Annotated in this window: 21 protein-coding genes and 1 pseudogene; 6 read left to right on the top strand and 16 right to left on the bottom strand. The window is 33.7% G+C overall.

Features of this window, described 5'->3' with window-relative positions:
* Window positions 1-254: 254 nt before the first annotated feature.
* Complete coding sequence (locus ACQH2P_RS00935) at window positions 255-488, bottom strand: hypothetical protein (protein ID WP_425362589.1); 234 nt, start codon at window positions 486-488, stop codon at window positions 255-257.
* Between the two features lie 179 nt (window positions 489-667).
* Here ACQH2P_RS00935 and ACQH2P_RS00930 point away from each other — a divergent pair.
* Window positions 668-994: pseudogene (locus ACQH2P_RS00930) on the top strand (transposase); the annotation flags it as partial.
* Between the two features lie 303 nt (window positions 995-1,297).
* Here the strand turns inward: ACQH2P_RS00930 and ACQH2P_RS00925 are convergent.
* The gene (locus ACQH2P_RS00925) at window positions 1,298-2,971 is read right to left on the bottom strand and encodes a ribonuclease J (RefSeq protein WP_425362651.1); all 1,674 of its coding nucleotides are present in this window, start codon (window positions 2,969-2,971) and stop codon (window positions 1,298-1,300) included.
* A 63-nt stretch (window positions 2,972-3,034) separates the two neighbouring features.
* On the opposite strand from ACQH2P_RS00925, the gene ACQH2P_RS00920 reads away from it, so the two are divergent.
* Together ACQH2P_RS00920 and ACQH2P_RS00915 are read left to right on the top strand one after the other, a co-directional pair.
* Window positions 3,035-3,703: a phosphatase PAP2 family protein gene (locus ACQH2P_RS00920; protein ID WP_425362650.1), complete on the top strand. Its 669-nt coding sequence runs from the start codon at window positions 3,035-3,037 to the stop codon at window positions 3,701-3,703.
* Window positions 3,694-4,461, top strand: a complete 768-nt coding sequence (locus ACQH2P_RS00915) for an NAD kinase (RefSeq protein ID WP_425364072.1) — start codon at window positions 3,694-3,696, stop codon at window positions 4,459-4,461. Before ACQH2P_RS00920 ends, ACQH2P_RS00915 begins: the two co-directional genes overlap by 10 nt.
* Here ACQH2P_RS00915 and ACQH2P_RS00910 read toward each other — a convergent pair.
* A complete protein-coding gene (locus tag ACQH2P_RS00910) occupies window positions 4,451-5,188 on the bottom strand; it encodes a 16S rRNA (uracil(1498)-N(3))-methyltransferase (protein ID WP_425362649.1) in 738 nt (245 codons plus the stop codon). The two genes, ACQH2P_RS00915 and ACQH2P_RS00910, sit on opposite strands and share 11 nt — an antisense overlap.
* 89 nt (window positions 5,189-5,277) lie before the next feature.
* Between ACQH2P_RS00910 and ACQH2P_RS00905 the strand changes: the two genes are divergently transcribed.
* The 3 genes from ACQH2P_RS00905 to ACQH2P_RS00895 are packed head-to-tail and all read left to right on the top strand — an operon-like array spanning window position 5,278 to window position 6,694.
* Window positions 5,278-6,075, top strand: coding sequence for an isocitrate lyase/PEP mutase family protein (locus tag ACQH2P_RS00905; protein ID WP_425362648.1), 798 nt, complete (start codon window positions 5,278-5,280; stop codon window positions 6,073-6,075).
* Window positions 6,076-6,102: 27 nt separating this feature from the next.
* Window positions 6,103-6,231 (top strand): DUF1674 domain-containing protein, encoded by a 129-nt coding sequence (locus ACQH2P_RS00900; RefSeq protein WP_425362647.1) that lies wholly within the window; start codon window positions 6,103-6,105, stop codon window positions 6,229-6,231.
* A gap of 7 nt (window positions 6,232-6,238) precedes the next feature.
* Window positions 6,239-6,694 (top strand): type II toxin-antitoxin system RatA family toxin, encoded by a 456-nt coding sequence (locus ACQH2P_RS00895; RefSeq protein WP_425362646.1) that lies wholly within the window; start codon window positions 6,239-6,241, stop codon window positions 6,692-6,694.
* Window positions 6,695-6,980: 286 nt separating this feature from the next.
* Here ACQH2P_RS00895 and ACQH2P_RS00890 read toward each other — a convergent pair whose 3' ends face one another.
* The 13 genes from ACQH2P_RS00890 to ubiE form a co-directional block, all read right to left on the bottom strand.
* Complete coding sequence (locus ACQH2P_RS00890; protein ID WP_425362645.1) at window positions 6,981-7,109, bottom strand: hypothetical protein; 129 nt, start codon at window positions 7,107-7,109, stop codon at window positions 6,981-6,983.
* Window positions 7,106-7,240, bottom strand: coding sequence for a hypothetical protein (locus ACQH2P_RS00885; protein ID WP_425362644.1), 135 nt, complete (start codon window positions 7,238-7,240; stop codon window positions 7,106-7,108). The genes ACQH2P_RS00890 and ACQH2P_RS00885 overlap by 4 nt, the downstream gene beginning before the upstream one ends.
* 288 nt (window positions 7,241-7,528) lie before the next feature.
* Window positions 7,529-8,242, bottom strand: a complete 714-nt coding sequence (locus ACQH2P_RS00880) for a hypothetical protein (protein WP_425362643.1) — start codon at window positions 8,240-8,242, stop codon at window positions 7,529-7,531.
* Window positions 8,243-8,340: 98 nt separating this feature from the next.
* Window positions 8,341-8,868 carry an acyloxyacyl hydrolase gene (locus ACQH2P_RS00875; protein WP_425362642.1) on the bottom strand — a complete coding sequence of 176 codons (528 nt, stop codon included), beginning with the start codon at window positions 8,866-8,868 and terminating at the stop codon, window positions 8,341-8,343.
* Between the two features lie 35 nt (window positions 8,869-8,903).
* Window positions 8,904-10,067 carry a hypothetical protein gene (locus ACQH2P_RS00870; protein WP_425362641.1) on the bottom strand — a complete coding sequence of 388 codons (1,164 nt, stop codon included), beginning with the start codon at window positions 10,065-10,067 and terminating at the stop codon, window positions 8,904-8,906.
* 401 nt (window positions 10,068-10,468) lie between these two features.
* Complete coding sequence (ccmE, locus tag ACQH2P_RS00865) at window positions 10,469-10,885, bottom strand: cytochrome c maturation protein CcmE (RefSeq protein WP_425362640.1); 417 nt, start codon at window positions 10,883-10,885, stop codon at window positions 10,469-10,471.
* A 104-nt stretch (window positions 10,886-10,989) separates the two neighbouring features.
* The gene (locus ACQH2P_RS00860) at window positions 10,990-11,631 is read right to left on the bottom strand and encodes an SCO family protein (protein ID WP_425362639.1); all 642 of its coding nucleotides are present in this window, start codon (window positions 11,629-11,631) and stop codon (window positions 10,990-10,992) included.
* 17 nt (window positions 11,632-11,648) lie between these two features.
* Window positions 11,649-12,650 carry a porphobilinogen synthase gene (gene hemB / locus ACQH2P_RS00855; protein WP_425362638.1) on the bottom strand — a complete coding sequence of 334 codons (1,002 nt, stop codon included), beginning with the start codon at window positions 12,648-12,650 and terminating at the stop codon, window positions 11,649-11,651.
* A 441-nt stretch (window positions 12,651-13,091) separates the two neighbouring features.
* Window positions 13,092-13,247 carry a hypothetical protein gene (locus tag ACQH2P_RS00850; protein ID WP_425362637.1) on the bottom strand — a complete coding sequence of 52 codons (156 nt, stop codon included), beginning with the start codon at window positions 13,245-13,247 and terminating at the stop codon, window positions 13,092-13,094.
* A 56-nt stretch (window positions 13,248-13,303) separates the two neighbouring features.
* Window positions 13,304-14,092, bottom strand: a complete 789-nt coding sequence (gene xth / locus ACQH2P_RS00845) for an exodeoxyribonuclease III (protein ID WP_425362636.1) — start codon at window positions 14,090-14,092, stop codon at window positions 13,304-13,306.
* 103 nt (window positions 14,093-14,195) lie between these two features.
* Window positions 14,196-14,321 carry a hypothetical protein gene (locus ACQH2P_RS00840; protein WP_425362614.1) on the bottom strand — a complete coding sequence of 42 codons (126 nt, stop codon included), beginning with the start codon at window positions 14,319-14,321 and terminating at the stop codon, window positions 14,196-14,198.
* A gap of 122 nt (window positions 14,322-14,443) precedes the next feature.
* Window positions 14,444-15,826 carry a 2-polyprenylphenol 6-hydroxylase gene (gene ubiB, locus ACQH2P_RS00835; protein ID WP_425362635.1) on the bottom strand — a complete coding sequence of 461 codons (1,383 nt, stop codon included), beginning with the start codon at window positions 15,824-15,826 and terminating at the stop codon, window positions 14,444-14,446.
* On the bottom strand, window positions 15,823-16,587 hold the full coding sequence (ubiE, locus tag ACQH2P_RS00830; RefSeq protein ID WP_425362634.1) for a bifunctional demethylmenaquinone methyltransferase/2-methoxy-6-polyprenyl-1,4-benzoquinol methylase UbiE: 765 nt from the start codon (window positions 16,585-16,587) through the stop codon (window positions 15,823-15,825). The genes ubiB and ubiE overlap by 4 nt, the downstream gene beginning before the upstream one ends.
* Window positions 16,588-17,018 lie beyond the last annotated feature (431 nt).

The following is a 17,018-nucleotide window of genomic DNA, read 5'->3' as shown; positions in this document are numbered from 1 at the left end:
GTTGACTGTAATTGGAGCATTACCTGTAAATTGTAGCAATTTTCTAGCTTCACTATTATAGAGTTTACCATTATCACAGTGAGGACAGCTATCACCACTACAAAAATTCTCAGGAGCTAAATAGCTGGTATTTGCATCCTGATAATCATCAAATCCATATTTACCTTGCCAATTACTGCGATCTCTCTTCTTGGACTCATCGTACTCTTCTTCATTACCACCATTCTTATTATCAGATTCACTCGGTGGTTCTTTTAATGAATCTGAACTATCTTTTTTTTGTTATCTGCCTTAAAACCAATCATCATCTCCTTAAGCTTATTTATACTGATGTTTGATGATGCTAGCTTGTCTATTAGTTCGTTACAAAATTTCACAAGTTCTATCACCGCTTGCTGATCATCTCCTGTTAATGAACTTGCCTTAATATGTTGTATTAGTTCTTCTCGTTCCTCAGCACTTAAGGTCGCTACTTTTGGCTTTTTCATTTTGATTCATTCATTACGTTTAATAATTGAAATGTTATAGTATAACTGATAGTTTTTCAACCAGTTTTTTTACTAATCGGTGATATTTGCATAGTAGGAACCCAAATTTATAAAATAAATTCATACTACCAAAAAAATTTAATAGAGTTATGCAGTTTTGCTGCAAGTATACGAATAGTTTAATCGCATCACTAGTCTTTACTGGGAGCTGTGATAGTAAGGTATTTGAAGCTTATATAGAAAATTGCCTTGTGCCGGAGCTAAAGCCTGGACAGGTTGTCATTGCTGATAATGCAAGCTTTCATAAATCCAAAAGGGCTAAAGAATTAATTGAAAAAGCTGGCTGCAAACTAAAATTTTTACCACCTTATTCCCCTGATTTAAATCCTATTGAACATCATTGGTTTCCGATAAAAAATAACATTAGAAAATTATTAGATAAAGGTATTTCTGTATTTGAGGCAAGTTGTAGAACGTTTAAAATAATGTATGAACCTATATGTTAAGTGCTATAGTTTAAAAGTTATGGGAAAATAACCGGCGTCATTGCGAGGAGGCGTAAGCCGACGAAGCAGTTGTAAGATGTCATTCTTAGCAACGGCGGGAATCTAGAGCCCTGCTTTCGCAGGGATGACATTAATATTAAGCAAGGATGACGCAAAACAGGATTGCTTCGTCGACCTACGGTCTTCTCGCAATGACGTTGACCACATACGACTTTTAAAGTGCCTTACCTAAAACCTCTTCCTCTTCTAACTTTCAACAGCCCTGACTAAACTAGCCCCTCGCTAATAGACGCTAGTCTACTTTTAAATAGCTTTCTCCACATTAACTATGATAAGAGGCGATTTGTTCATTTCATGTTTCAATATTTTACGAATAGCCGACCTTACAGCATTTTCGATCTGCTCATTAAGGAGATTACCTTTTGATTTTCTCTGAATTTCTATCGTTTCAGCAATACCATCTTTGATTACATTAATTAACTGTGCATCATCATTAGAATCAAGAAGTCCTGGCATAGATAAAATAGGTCGGCAGGTAAGTTCACCCTTTCGATTTATTATCAGAGAAGCCACTACTATACCAGTATCACGCATACGTCTGCGAGTTCTAAAAATTGATGATTCAGCTGGTAAAAGATAATTGCCGTCAACAGCCAAATAACCTGTTGTTACCTTAGATAAGATACGAGGATTATGAGGATCAAGTAATACTAAGCTACCATTTTCTACTTCAACAGCATGTTTTATACCATTTTTACGTGCTAATTTTGCTTGCTCATGTATATGTACCGGCTCACCATGTACTGGCACGCAAATTTGAGGTCTAATTAAGGCGTACATTTGCTTGAGTTCGTCAATTGATGGATGTCCAGAAACATGGACGAAATGATCTCGTTCAGTTATCACTTCAATTCCTGCTCTTACAAAAATATTAAACATACGGAAAATTTTCTTTTCATTACCAGGAATAATTTTTGAAGAAAATATAACTGTATCTTTAGGAGCTAACTTGATACTAGGGTGACTATTATTTGCCATTTTGGCAGTAGCTGCTAGAGGCTCCCCTTGACAGCCAGTAGCAATAATTAAAAGTTCTTGCCTTTTAAACCTTGCTACATCTCGCTCATCAATTAAAGGAGCAATATCTTTCATATAACCACTTTCCTGAGCTGCAAGTAAAATTCTATGCAAACTTCTTCCGGATAGCACTACTTTTCTTCCTGCCATCTGACCTGCATGAATTATAGTTTCAAGCCGTGCTAAATTTGAGGCAAAAGTTGTGACCACGATCATCTGAGGACAACCTGCTATAATATCTATTAAACTTTTACGTACTTCTCCTTCCGACCCAGAAGTTCCTGCATTAAATACATTAGTTGAATCACAAACTAAAGCTAAAACCCCTTCATCTCCATAGGATTTTAGTAGAGCCTCATCAGCTTTCTCACCAAGCAAAGGATCATGATCAAATTTCCAATCTCCAGTATGAAAAACATTGCCAGCTTCTGTGCGTATCATAATAGCCTGCATTTCTGGAGCTGAATGGGTGAGCGGTACCATTTCTAATTGGAATGGATCAAGATTTATTTTTGCCGAAGGTTTTACTTCATGAATTTTTATAGTTTTAGCGAAATCATATTCGGCTAATCTAAGTTTTAGAAAATTTGCTGTAAAGGTAGTGGCATATATTGGACATTTTAGACTGCTCCACAAATATTGGACTGCTCCCAAATGATCTTCATGTGCGTGAGTTAGAACCAAACCCAATAAATCTTTTTTATATTGTTCGATAAAGCTAATATCAGCAATTATCATATCAACCCCTGGTAAATAGTTGTCGGCAAAACCGCTGCCGCAGTCAACCATCAACCACTTTCCCTTATAATGATATAGATTGACGTTTATGCCTATTTCATTTGCACCGCCAAGTGGTAAAAATAGTAAATCATTTTTATGATTTTTAATGTTGAATGACATGTTAACTTCTATATTATGTATGGTTTGCGTATGCTTTTATACCTTATTTCTGGCTTTTAGTCTATGATTAATACTAATTTAGTTTATACTAACATATTTGCCTTTGGTATAGTCTTATTATTAACCCTATTATTTCCTAGTTTTGATATAGATTTCTCAAAATTATTCTATGACAGTAAGGATGGATTTATCTACCGTGACAATAATATTGTCCAATTATTGTTTGAAATTATTCCGACATTAACTAAATTACTATTTATAGTAACATTATTATATCTACTTTACTTAATTGTTAAGCACAAAACTTTCAATAAGCTTATTATTTCTGGAGGATTTTATATAATTTTATCTACGGCCATAGGTCCTGGATTATTGGTGAATCATATATTTAAAGAAAATTTTGGTAGAGCTCGTCCTGTACAAATTAAGGATTTTAATGGTACAAAGAATTTTACTCGAGCTTTCTCCGTCTCTAATGAATGTGTACATAATTGCTCATTTTCATCAGGACATGCGGCTATGGGCTATAGCTTAACTAGTCTTGCTTATATTGTTCCTTTTATATATTTTTCAAGAATCTACAGTATTTCCTTGATTTTTGGTTCATTAATCGGGCTAAGCCGTATATTAATGGGAGGACATTTTTTAAGTGATGTACTAGCTTCTTGTTTTGTTGTATTAATAATTAATCATATATTGTATTTATGTTGGCAAAAACTAAAATTGATGTAAATAAAATTGCAATTAGTTATAACAGTTCCACGAAATCGTTAGAACTAGTTAACCAGCTTGAACTATTTTATAAGTTTTGTAAAGTGGAAGAAGCAGAAATAATTATTGTAGTTGGCGGAGATGGAGAATTATTACATGCCATACACCGTTATATGCACTTGAACATTCCTTTTTATGGCATTAATTCTGGCAATATTGGATTTTTAATGAATCCAATTATTGTCGAAAAGTTAGTAGATAATTTACAAGAATCGATAGTTTCTCATTTATATCCTTTAGAAATGCAAGTAGAAACTATAGATAATAACACCTACACTGCCCTAGCCATTAATGAAGTCTCAATATTTCGTAAAACCAACCAAGCAGCTAAATTTAAGATTGAAATTGATCAAGTTGAACGTATGAGTGAATTAGTAGCTGATGGGGCAATGGTTGCAACTCCAGCTGGTAGTAGTGCTTACAACTTATCTGCCGGGGGACCTATTTTGCCACTTGAGTCAAATGTATTATGTCTAACCCCAATTTGTCCTTTTCGTCCAAGACGTTGGCATGGTGCGTTATTACCATTTTCCACTACTATAAAATTTGAAATTTTAGAAAGTAATAAAAGACCAGTAAATGCAGCTGCTGATTTCCAGGAATTCGATGATATTAAATCAGTATTAATTAGATCAGTAAAAAGCAAGATGATCAAATTACTATTTGATAAAAAAAATAGCCTTGAAAATCGTATTATCAAAGAGCAATTTAATGGGTAACAGGGTTAGTTATAAATAATTTAATTTGTGCTAAACACGTTGCCACGGCAGTTTCAGTTCGTAGGACATTTGCTCCTAGACTTATTGATAAACTATTAGGTTTCAATGAAAGCATCTTAAGTTCATTTGGTGAAAACCCGCCTTCTGGACCGACAATAACTGAAATATTTGAGTATAATATAGGCATGATTTTTAATAATGTATTATTTTCATCTTCATTTTCATTAGCATATATTATAGAATTATCTAGGTTTTGGTCGAGGAAAAGACTAAGTGATATTAATGGCATAAGAATGGGTGGTGTTAAACGTTCGGACTGTTCTGTAGACTCGACAATACATTTCATCAATTTTTGATTATTAACATTACGAAATTGAGATCTTTCTGTGATTAATGGAATAATCTTTGTCACCCCAAGTTGTACAGCCATATCTACGGCATCTAACATTCTATCACTTTTAATAATCGATATCCCTAAAGTAAGTTCAGGCTCGGTTATTGCTTTTCTTAAAATATTAGTAAGCCTAACACGTAAATTATTTTTTGTTATATCAGTAATTTGTGCTATAAACTCACCATCTATGCCGTTGAAAATTCTAAAATGATCACCAATTTTTAGTCTTAATACTGTTTTAAGGTAGTGACTGTGATCTTCTGTAAGATTTAACGAATAATTTTCAATTAGTTTGATATTGCTATATATTCTATGAAGACGAGAAATTTTCATAATTTTAACTTTTTCATTTACTTCAAAATATATTATTAAGAAAAAACAACAATAAGAAAACTGACTCAAACAGAAGGAGATAATATAGTATGCAAAGAAAACTCACAGAAATAGAAGATAGTTTGTTTAAAACACTTCACAAAAAAGGTAATCCTTTAGTGTTGTATAATGTTTGGGATGTTGGCTCAGCACAGATTGTAGAGAAGTCGGGGGCAAAAGCATTAGCTACAAGTAGCTGGGCAGTAGCAAAATCTTATGGTTATGAAGATGGTGAAAAATTCCCTCTTAAATTAGCCTTACAGAATTTAAAGAATATTATTGAAAAAGTCAAAGCACCCGTAAGTTTTGATTTTGAATCAGGCTTTGCATCAAAATTAAGTGATTTAATAGAAAATGTTGGTCTCGTAGTTGCAACAGGGACAATTGGTATAAATTTTGAAGATCAAATTATTGGGAAAGAAAAGGCAAGATACTCTATAGAAGAGCAATGTAAACGAATTAAAGCAATTAAAGAAGCTATCAAGGAACCATTGCCTAATATGTTTATTAATGCTAGAACGGACATCTTTTTTCAAAAAGATACATCTGAGCATAATGAGCAAGACTTAAAAGAAGCTATTGAACGAAGCAAAGCTTATGCAGAAGTTGGAGCCGATGGGTTTTTTGCCCCAGGCTTAGCAAATCATAATTTTATAAAACAATTATGTGAATCTTCACCTATTCCTGTCAACATAATGGTGCAAGATGTAACGGCAGTAAAAAACCTTGCTAATTTAGGTGTATCTAGAATTAGTTACGGCCCTTTCCCGTATATTGCAGTAATGCAAGAATTGGAGAAATCTGCAATTGAAGTGTTGACATGTATAGATGCAAATAAAAAGACGTAATTATCGTAAGAGGAAACTAGTACATTTATGGATAATAAAAAAGATACTATCATAAAAGATAAAAAAGAAAAGCCAAAGGAAATAGGTGGTTTTAAAGGTCAAGAACCCACTACCCACGGAGATTGGCAGCATAAAGGTAGGGTAACTGATTTTTAAAGAATTTATGCCAAGTTTTCATCAAGTCAAAATCCTACCATATAATCCACAAGAATTATTTCACTTAGTTCTTGACGTAAAGTCATACCCTGAATTCTTACCATGGTGTAAAGCGGCTAGAGTCATCTCAGAGAGTGAGAATCAAATTATAGCTGAATTAGTAATTCAGTTAAAAGGTTTTTCAGACAACTATCAATCAAGAATTATATACTCAAGTGATTTGAATAAGCAGAGATATTCCATTGAAGTAGAGGCAATCTCCGGACCATTTAAATATTTAAAAAATTTATGGCAATTTTCTCAAGAAGATACTGGTAGTAAAATAGAGTTCTTTATTGATTTTAAGATGAAGTTTGCCATAGTTGATAAGTTAGTTGGTATGTTCTTTGCTGATGCTACTAGGAGAATGGTCGATGCATTTGAAAAAAGAGCCGATACTATGTTGACTAAAGTGATCTGCTAAATTCACGGAACTCATTAGAGTTCCTGCACAAGTCAAAAATAGAATCACTTTAGTTATTTCCAACAGTCTCCTAGGCTGTGAAGGTTTCTAAAGTGACCTAATTTTGGCTCTTTTTTGCTACGAATAAATATGATTTTCTTGAAATAGGTACACTATTCCTTCAAAAATCCTATTTAGTCGCTCCGTCAAAAAGGCTGTAGGTATGAGAGGTAATACATGTTTGCGGTTAAAAATCACATCAAAATCCATAAGATTTTCACCCTATTTTGTCAAAAACCTTATGGATTTACAAAGCTTTTATAGTGAAACCTATTGAATTAGGTGATACAAACTTTGTGTTAACCTTGCGAAAGCAGGTATCTAGATTCCCGCCTTCGCGGGAATGACAACTTACAATCGTTATGTTCTTTATCACCTAATCCTATGAGCATAACTATATAACCTAATCACAGTACCAAGCTTGTCATCCCTGCGAAAGCAAGGATCTAAAATAGTGGACAAAAAGCCCTGAGATATTATAGATTCCTGCCTACGCAGGAATGACATCCTTTTTGTTTAAACATAGCAGATGTTGTATCTTTAGACCTTTTGACGGGGGGACTATTTATTCTCACTAAAAAATAGCTCAAAATATAGATCAATTAGACACCTTCACAGCCTAGGTTCTGTTGACAAAATTTAAATTATTCTATTTTGACTCTTTATTAGCTGCAAATTATAAGATTTTTTTGAAATAGGAATAACTATTCCTGCAAAAATCTTATTAATTTTCGCTTAAAAATACTCAAAATATAAACAATTTGAATTTTGTCAACAGAACCTAGCTCATAGCAATTATCTTGACACACCCCCACTTTCTTGAACAGAGCCGTTTTTTGATAGTGCTGATTTAGTTTTATGCCGCTCTTCTTCTATTTTTTTTACAAAGTTGGTAGTTGTGGGAGAAGAGATTCCTTCTTTCGTTTTTTGATTAATTTGTTTAGCATTCAGTATAATAGGCTTACTATCTACATGCTCCGAAAGACCGTATTGTCCAACATTTTTGCCAGTTAATACGTAAGTTATATAATCTACCATATGTTTTACAAAATTGCTAATCCCACCGATAGAATGAGCTTCTAACTGAAACCACGTCTTACCATCTTTTGTTTTGCCAACTAAAAATTCTCTAAATATTTCGCCAGCCTGAATTGACGCATCGGACTCAGCTTTATTGCCCCTATGATGAGAAGAAAAACGCTCTTTAATTAGCCCTAGATCTTTTAATTTATCGTACATACTCCCATTATCTTCAACCATTATATGGGCACCTTGTAGAAAATCACTCGAGTGTGGTAACACAACTTTTGCCATTATGTCTATTATTACAGCAGCTTTTTGTAGGCTATCCATTGGGTTGGTAGATTTTTTAGGTGTTTTTAGTATATTTTGTATAAGAGCTTTTTTAGTGTCAGGCGGGTCTATGGGAAGTGATTCAACACGCTCAACCAAATGTTCCCTAAGATTTTCTACCTTTAACGTTGAATAGTCAGTGGTAATATCTTTCATTTTTGCTATTCCCATTGTAGAGTTTTATGCCTTATAAAGGAAAAACATCAACTTCATTAGGCTTTCCGACTTAGTGGCTATCCTAAAAATAGAACCGCTTAAAATTTAAAGCCATATCGTATACCTAAATTAGTCAGACCTGCATTAGGTTTTACGATATCAGCATTAGAGATATGGTCAAGCATTAATGTAATTGCATGTATTTCATTAAATTTTACCCCTAAACTAAAACTTTCTCTAAATAAAAGCCTTGATCCTAAGGGGCGTTTTTTCAAGGCTCGTTGTTTTGGTGATTTTTTCAATTCACCATTATGAATCGCCCCTCCAAGACTTACCTCCCAAAACATAGATTCCATTATATCAAAACGCCAAGTGAGCCCACTATAAAAACTACTTGCATATCTACTATTGTTAATATCTGCTCCTATATGAGGATAACCACGCAAAAATTTGTATTTTTCAAAAAGATATTCTAAATTAACGTCGTATCCTTTCTCATAACGATGTCCTAACTTAACATTTATGTCGTGTTTTAACAGCCCTATTCTTATTTCATCAGCTAGAACTCTTTGCCCAATTAAACAAAAAGAAATACTTAAAAAAACCAATAATATTAAACGATTCATTATACCCCAAAATTTTGGAAAAATTATCCTGATTACTAAACAGTTACTTCACCTAACAACTCAGTTAATTCTCCTATAAACTCTAGACTATCAGGACTATTAGAAATATCAACAAATGAACGATGCAAGGGGTTATTAGTTAAAGCAGCCCCTCCAATCGCATCCTTAAGATTATACTCCCCATAAAGAACCTTAGATAAACTATTAACTAATTCTTGTAGTTCAGTATCCAAATGAAGGGCGTGCATCACTACCTCAGCAAAACTATCCTCTGTTTTTCCCCTTCCTTCCTCAATACCATTTCTATAAAGAATATATTTATTACCGTTTTCTTCTCGATTTTCGTCTAAGAATTGCTTGAATAAATTTGTATTAGCCCAATTAGCTTTGAATGCAGTAAACTTTTTATCTTCAAAAAACTTTACTACATCCTTATTTGTTGCTAACTCCTTAAAAGAATATTTTTGTCCATAATTTGTATTAAGGGCTTCTTTAAGGTTTTGGTTGTTAATAGTGAATAAATGCAAGTCTTCTACTCCCAAACCTTTATATTGAAGCAAGTCCTTTGCACTATGGCCATATTCATCTAAAGCAGCAATATCTGCCCCTTTCTCTTTTAGCTTAAGAATTAAATTCTTTTTTAAAGGATCGGTCGGTTTTACTGCATAGTGTAAAATCGCTAAATGTAATGGAGAAAAGTTAGCATAACCACAAAAAATGTTAACTTCTGCACCCAATTCTACTAATTGTATAGCAAGAGAGGGAATCCCCTCTTTAATAGATAAGGTTAAAGGGGTGTTATCATAACCTATGCTATAGTTATTATAATCTTCTGGAGTACCATTACCATAACGAAAATTAATAAATTCACCAAGCTCTGTTTCTTCTAATTTTGCTTGAGCGTCCTTTAATATAATATTAGTCAGCTGAGTTGCAATATCTTTATTACCTTCTGCAAATTCTACAAAACCTGCTGTAGCTATTGCTAGCAAAAGTAGATTATCGCCCTTAGGATTATCCCAAGAAGTCTCCTGCTCTTCTGTGCCAAAAAAACACTTATAAGCCAACCCTTCGGTATCCTTTTCTAATAACCTTGTTAGTGCCTCAATTTCTTCTTCTCTTTTTCCAATTTTATAAACAGCTGTTCTTATTTCGCTAATTAACTGGAAATCTTGATTATTTTCTGTAAGTTCATACATAATAGTTACCGCATTAATGTGTTAATAGGATTTGTTATGCGTTATTGAGAAAATCAAACGCCGCAACCTATAGTTATTATTTAAAATCTAAGTTCTACAAAAGTAGTTGCATGATATACATTTATACTAAATTGTCAAATAAAAAATAAGTTAATCACAACCCAGGGCAGTTTAAAAGTCGCAACTAATGATATAAAATACTAGATTATAGAAACGAATAACCGTCATCGCGAGCCACGAAGTGGCGTGGCGATCAAAATAAACAGCTTGCTATTTTATTTTTGCCGCTGCAATTTTTGGATTGCCGCGTCGTAGCGAAGCGGCTCCTCGCAATGACGTTTATGCATTTTTCAAAACAGATTCTTATATCATTAGTTATAATTTTTAAATCGCCCTGAATCTCAACGCAATTCTTGATTTTCTATCTGAGTATACTGGGCTGGAGAATAATTCTCATCATGTTTAGTCAACAATCCACGAGCTATGAATAGATTATCTGATAGTTTCCCTACCGCTACTATTCCTTGATTCTCGCGAAACAAAGCCGGTAAAACCCCTTGATAAGATATTTCTAGGTCTTTAATGTCATCAGTAATGACAAAATGCACCTTATCAGCAGTAATTTTTTTAATTGAACCTACTTTGACTAACCCCCCTACTCTAAATTCTTTGCCAAGTTTTAACTCATTAATTTTTGATGGAGGATAAAAAAATACTATATTATCTTCAAGATTATATAATATCATATATATCCCCCCGGCACTGCATAATAGGTAAAATAATATAATTTTTAATCTATTTTTCACCCTTTTGTGCATTAACTAACCTAACCTTAATCTTATTATAACCTATCCAACTTGTTACCAACAATAGGCCAAGAGCCAAGAAAGCAAACAGGTATGAAACTAGCAAATACTTCATCTTAATATTTCTTTGGGTTTTGTTCCATTATTCTAATAAATTCTATAATCTCTTGAGCTGAACTATTTAAGTAAAAATGCTTTACATACTTCCCTTGTTTATCCATTAAATAAACAAAAGAAGAGTGATCTAACATATAATCTTCATTATTATTATCTATTTTAGCATAATACACCTTAAATTTATCAGCCACTTCTTTAATCTGTTGTTCACTACCTGTTAAACCAATAAATTTAGGATTAAAATGTTTTAAATATTCCTTAAGAATATCCGAACTATCACGCTTGGGATCGACAGTAATAAAAACAAATTCAACATCAATTTTATATTTATCAAGAGTATTAATAACTTCCGTTATTTTTTGCAAAGAAGTAGGACAGATATCAGGACAATAAGTGAAACCAAAATAAATTAAACTTAATTTTCCCTTCAAACTATCGCTATTGAAAATCTTATCATCTTGATCAGTTAACTCAAACTTTCCACCAATTTGCACATCATCATTATACCCCCTTCCTCTGCCAGCAAGAGGTTTTTGTGGTGTATCAACGGATAACCAAAGATAAAGTGACATAATAGTTATCAATAGCCCCACTGCTACAATAATTCCTATGATAATATTAGGCTGACCTTTCTCTTTCATTGTATTTCTTCTTTATATTATTTTATAATATTGATTGATTTTCTATTTAATATCTGTGCTACTTCCAATGCTGCGTAAGTAACAATGCTACTAGCACCAGCACGCTTAAAACATAGCAATGATTCTATCAAAGCCGCCTGCCAATTTAAGGCATTGGCATCTGCAGCAAGCCTTAACATAGCATATTCACCGCTTACCTGATAGGCAAATATATTAGTATTAAAGCTATTTGCCGCTTGTGCGATGATATCCAAAAACATCATACCAGGTTTAATCATAATCATATCTGCCCCTTCAGCCAGATCATGCTCTATCTCTAACATAGCCTCTCTGCCATTTCGCACATCCATCTGATAGGTCGCTTTATCTAAATAAGCTGCCTTGTTACTGCTTACCGCATCTCTGAATGGCGAATAAAAATTTGAAGCATATTTTGCGGCGTAAGATAGTATATTAACGTTAATAAACCCTTCTGAATCTAGCATTTGACGTATTGCCATAATCCTACCATCCATCATATCAGATGGGGCTACAATATCTACTCCAGCTTTTGCTAAAACTAAAGCTTGCTCACACAAAGCTTTAACCGTTTTATCATTATCTACATCACCATTATGCAAAATACCATCATGTGCATGCGTAGTATAAGGGTCTAGTGCAACATCACATATTATACCAATATCGATGTTAGCATCTTTGATACTTCGTATCGTCCTACACATTAAATTATCTAAATTATATGCTTCATCAGCATTTTCACTTTTTAATTTTGCCTCTATACAAGGGAAAAGTATTATTGCATTTATACCATTTTCATAAGCCTGTCTAGCCGTCAATACTGCTTGGTCAATAGACAACCTATATATACCAGGCATGGTGGCAATCTCCTGACGCTGGTTCTCACCTTCAACAACAAATAATGCTAGCACCAAATCATTAACGCTTAGCATATTCTCTGCCACTAATTCTCGTAGCCACCGAGTTTTTCTATTTCTTCGTAATCTTACTGCTGGATACATCAATTTCTCAAATTTTTAAGTTCAATACAAAATAATCTATAGCTAACCCGATTAGCATTACTCCGTCATTGCGAGGCAGTAGCATTGCTACGACGAAGCAATCCATTTCTAATCACTTTCTTGGATTGCTTCGTCGCTACTACAAGTAGCTCCTCGCAATGACGAAGAAGTTATCTAAAACCTTCTCGAGTTAACTATATTATTTTTACTCTTTTTAAGCAATATATCATAAAAATTTCTGCCACTAAGTGAAAAAATGCTTTAATTGCATAAAATAACTCACCTTACGCATAATTCACATGGCAATTTAAAAATTGCATGAAAGCACAAGGCGTCATTGCGAGAAGGCGTGAGCCGACGAAGCAATCCATTTTTGTGTTATAGTGAAACCTATTGAATTAGGTGATACAAACTTTGTGTCATACCTGCGAAAGCAGGTATCTAGATTCCCGCCGTTGCTAAGAATGACAACTTACAATAGTTATGTTCTTTATCACCTAATCCTATAGGCATAACTATAACCTTGCGAAAGCAGGTATCTAGATTCCCGCTTACGCGGGGATGAAATAAGATTGTAAGTTGCCATTCCCGCACCACTTTGTCATTTAAACATAGTAAATGTTGTGTTTTTAGATTTTTAATGGAGAGACTATTTAACCAATATCCAATGTTAAAAAATAAGGCACATGATCAGAAGGCAGGAGCCAGTTCCTAGCTTCTGTTAAGGAGCTGACAGATAACATCTTATCTTGTAAGTTAGAACTAGTCCAAATATGATCTAATCTACGTCCCCGATTAGATTTTTGCCAGTCTATGTTTCTATAACTCCACCAAGTATAAAGCTTTTGATCATACGGTACGAAATGGCGGCTACTATCGATAAAATCTAAGGAAGATTGTAACTCCAACAAGGTTGAACGTTCTACATCTGTATGGCTAACAACATTACGCAATTGACGACTAGACCATACATCATGCTCATGAGGGGCGATATTTAGGTCTCCTGTTATGATCATCTTGCTATCTTTACTACGATTATTAGTTAACCATTGTTGGGCTAATTTTAAGTATGCCAATTTATGTTTAAATTTCTCATTGATCTTTACATCAGCTATATCCCCGCCAGCTGGTACATAAAAATTATGTATCTCAATACCCAAGGCCTCAACTGCTACATGCCTTTTGTCACTATTATACAACTCAAGGGAAAAGCTATTAGTAACAGGAAATTTCGATAAAATTGCTACTCCATTATAAGATTTTTGCCCTGAATAATATATATGATTATAACCCATATCATTAATAGCTTGATGAGGAAATAGCTCATTAACTGTTTTGGTCTCTTGCAGCGATATAATATCAGGCTGATGTTCATCAATTAACCTCTTAAGCAAACCAAGTCGCAAGCGTATGGAGTTAATATTCCAAGTTACTATTTTCATTTACAGAATCTTCCCGATATTTTCATTAGACTTACGCATAATCCCCTTGTCATTCCTGCACCCTCTTGCCATTCCTAGCTGCAGCGGGAATCTATAGTTATGCCTATAGGATTAGGTGATAAAGAACATAACTATTGTAAGTTGTCATTCTTAGCAACGGCGGGAATCTAGATACCTGCTTTCGCAGGTATGACACAAAGTTTGTATCACCTAATTCAATAGGTTTCACTATAAGATCCCTGCTTTCGCAGGGATGACATTAAATTTAAACAGGGATGACACAAAACAGGATTGCTTCATCGCTCTAAAGTAGCTCCTCGCAATGACGCTAGGATGTTTTCCCTATGGCTTTTAAATGCCATGCGTAAGGTGAGTAACTAAATGCTTTAAAACCCTAAGAACCTTTGCCTCTGGGCTAAGATTTTTCGCTGCCCATTTCTTGATCCATGGTTCTATAAGCTGCCACATGTTAATTTCTGGATCGAGCTGCTGTCCTACCCCTTCAACTACTACTATAGTTTTCTGTAATAATAGCAATTGTGGTTGCACCTCCATGCCAAAATCTTCGGTAATTTTAAATAATTGGGCAAGTAACTTGCCTATAGAAATATTTTTAATAGCATATCCTATAATCGGTTCACTCACTGCTCTACATGCTTGAGCGAAAAGGTCAAGATCGGTATTTTGATGTATATAACCAGCCCTAAGATGTACAAGTGCTACTAACTTATAGTTTTTACTTAGAAAACCAAATAGGCTCTCAGCAATTGCCATTCTATCTTTATCAGATAATCTACCCATAATACCAAAATCTAGTAATACTATACTACCATCTGATCTGACTAAAATATTGCCAGGGTGCAAATCTGCATGAAAAAAACCATCTCTATATACTTGATTAAAAAACATTATAGCAAGTTTTTGAGCTATTTTAGCTGGTTCTAATCCCTGTTCTATAAGTTTATCTTGAGCATAAATTGATATTCCATCTACCCATTCTGTGGTTATTATATATTCATGGGTCAATTGCCAATAAACTTTAGGAATATATATATTAACATCATTTTGAAAATTGTCGAACAGTTCTGAGGCAGCAGCTGCTTCTAAACGTAGATCAAGCTCAAACTTCATACTAGCATTAAATACGTCCATTACTGCTACTAATCGTAATCTTTTTAATTTTGTGAATATTCTCGCTACTAGCCTAGCCAGAATATATAAAAGTTTAATGTCCTTATTATAGGTATGATGAATTTTAGGACGCAATATTTTTACTGCAACAAATTCCCCTGATTTCAACCTAGCTCTGTGTACTTGAGAAATTGAAGCCGCTGCAACTGGTATATCCTCAAAGTTAGAAAATAGCTCATCGACACTTTTTTCAAAAGACTCCTCTATAATCTGTCGTGCTATGCTACTACTAAAAGGTGGCAGCTTATCCTGTAAAGATTGCAAGTAGTTAGTAATCTTGGTTCCTATAAGATCTGGTCTGGTGGAAAGATTTTGCCCAAATTTTATATAAACAGGACCTAGCTTCTTAAAACAATCGGTTAATCTCATACCAAAATCATCTTTTGGTGGCTTAAATAAACCAATTGGATAAAATACTATAGTTACCATCCAGCCAAGAATTTTTAACCTAGATGGTAATTTTACGGTACCTGGATAAGTCAAAATTTGCTGCTTGCTTACCACTCTCAATATATGCAAAAAATTCAATAATAAGCTAATCATCTATAACCACTGTGAATAGCAGCAACCCCTAAGTTAAGATTCTTATAGCTAACATCATTAAATCCAGCATCCTTTAACATAATTGCAAAATTCTCCTGATCTGGGAATAAACTGATACTTTCTACCAAATATTGATAAGCTGATTCATTATTTGCCACCATTTTACCAATCTTAGGAATAATATTAAACGAATAAAACTGGTATAATTGCTTCAGACCTTCATATTCCATTTTAGAGAATTCTAAACATAGAAATTTACCCTTGGGCTTTAATACACGATAAGCTTCTTTTAGCACATTGTCAATTTTTGACACATTTCTAATACCAAATGCTATAGTATAATAATCGAAACTATTATCAGGAAAAGGTAATTTTTCTGCATCAGCAACAACATACTCTAATCCTTGTAATATATTACTATCAATAGCTTTATTACGTGCCACCGTTAGCATATCTAAATTTATATCACACAAAGTAACTTGGGCTAATATATTCTGCTCCTTAGCTCGCTTTATTAGCCTAAAAGCTATGTCACCTGTACCACTTGCCACATCCAATATATTTGATTTTAAATTGGGGATCTGTCTAACAAATTCATTTTTCCATAAACGATGTATTCCTAAGCTCATTAAGTCATTCATTACATCATATTCATTAGCAACGCTAGAGAAAATATTTCTAACCAAATCTCTTTTCTGTTCAAAGGACACTTTTGAAAAGCCGAAATTTACTTGACCAGGGGAGCTGTCATTATTGTCCATATATTTCTACTAGTTTATATTGTAAATCATTTGAGTATATATTAATAACAGCTATTTTTTAAAAGAAAAATGCTGGATTATTAAATTTTATCAATACCATCAATACTATGATGTAGCCTCTTCTTTTCATTGCTAAGCATTAATACCAAATCTTCATCATTGGAAAAACGATTATATATCGGTTTATTGTTAGACTCATATAAACATATATCTAATCATTTTTTACTTACATCTAGACCTATTATTTTACTCATGATATAATCTCCTTCGTCTTATTGTACAAGGCTGCTGCTTCCAGCACCTTCTGCAATTTGTTCAAAGCAAACCTTATAAGAGGGTGCTTATTCTGTGTACGACTATTTCACAGTCAAGAACCTATCAAGTCACCCTCTTATAACTACTTATAACACTTTTTTAAGATATAAGAACCT

Origin of the sequence: Candidatus Tisiphia endosymbiont of Hybos culiciformis, from assembly GCF_964030975.1 — a bacterium.
In the GTDB taxonomy this organism is placed as follows: Bacteria; Pseudomonadota; Alphaproteobacteria; order Rickettsiales; family Rickettsiaceae; genus Tisiphia.
The sequence above is the reverse complement of the archived record's forward strand: the minus strand, read 5'-3'. Positions and strand labels throughout refer to the sequence as shown.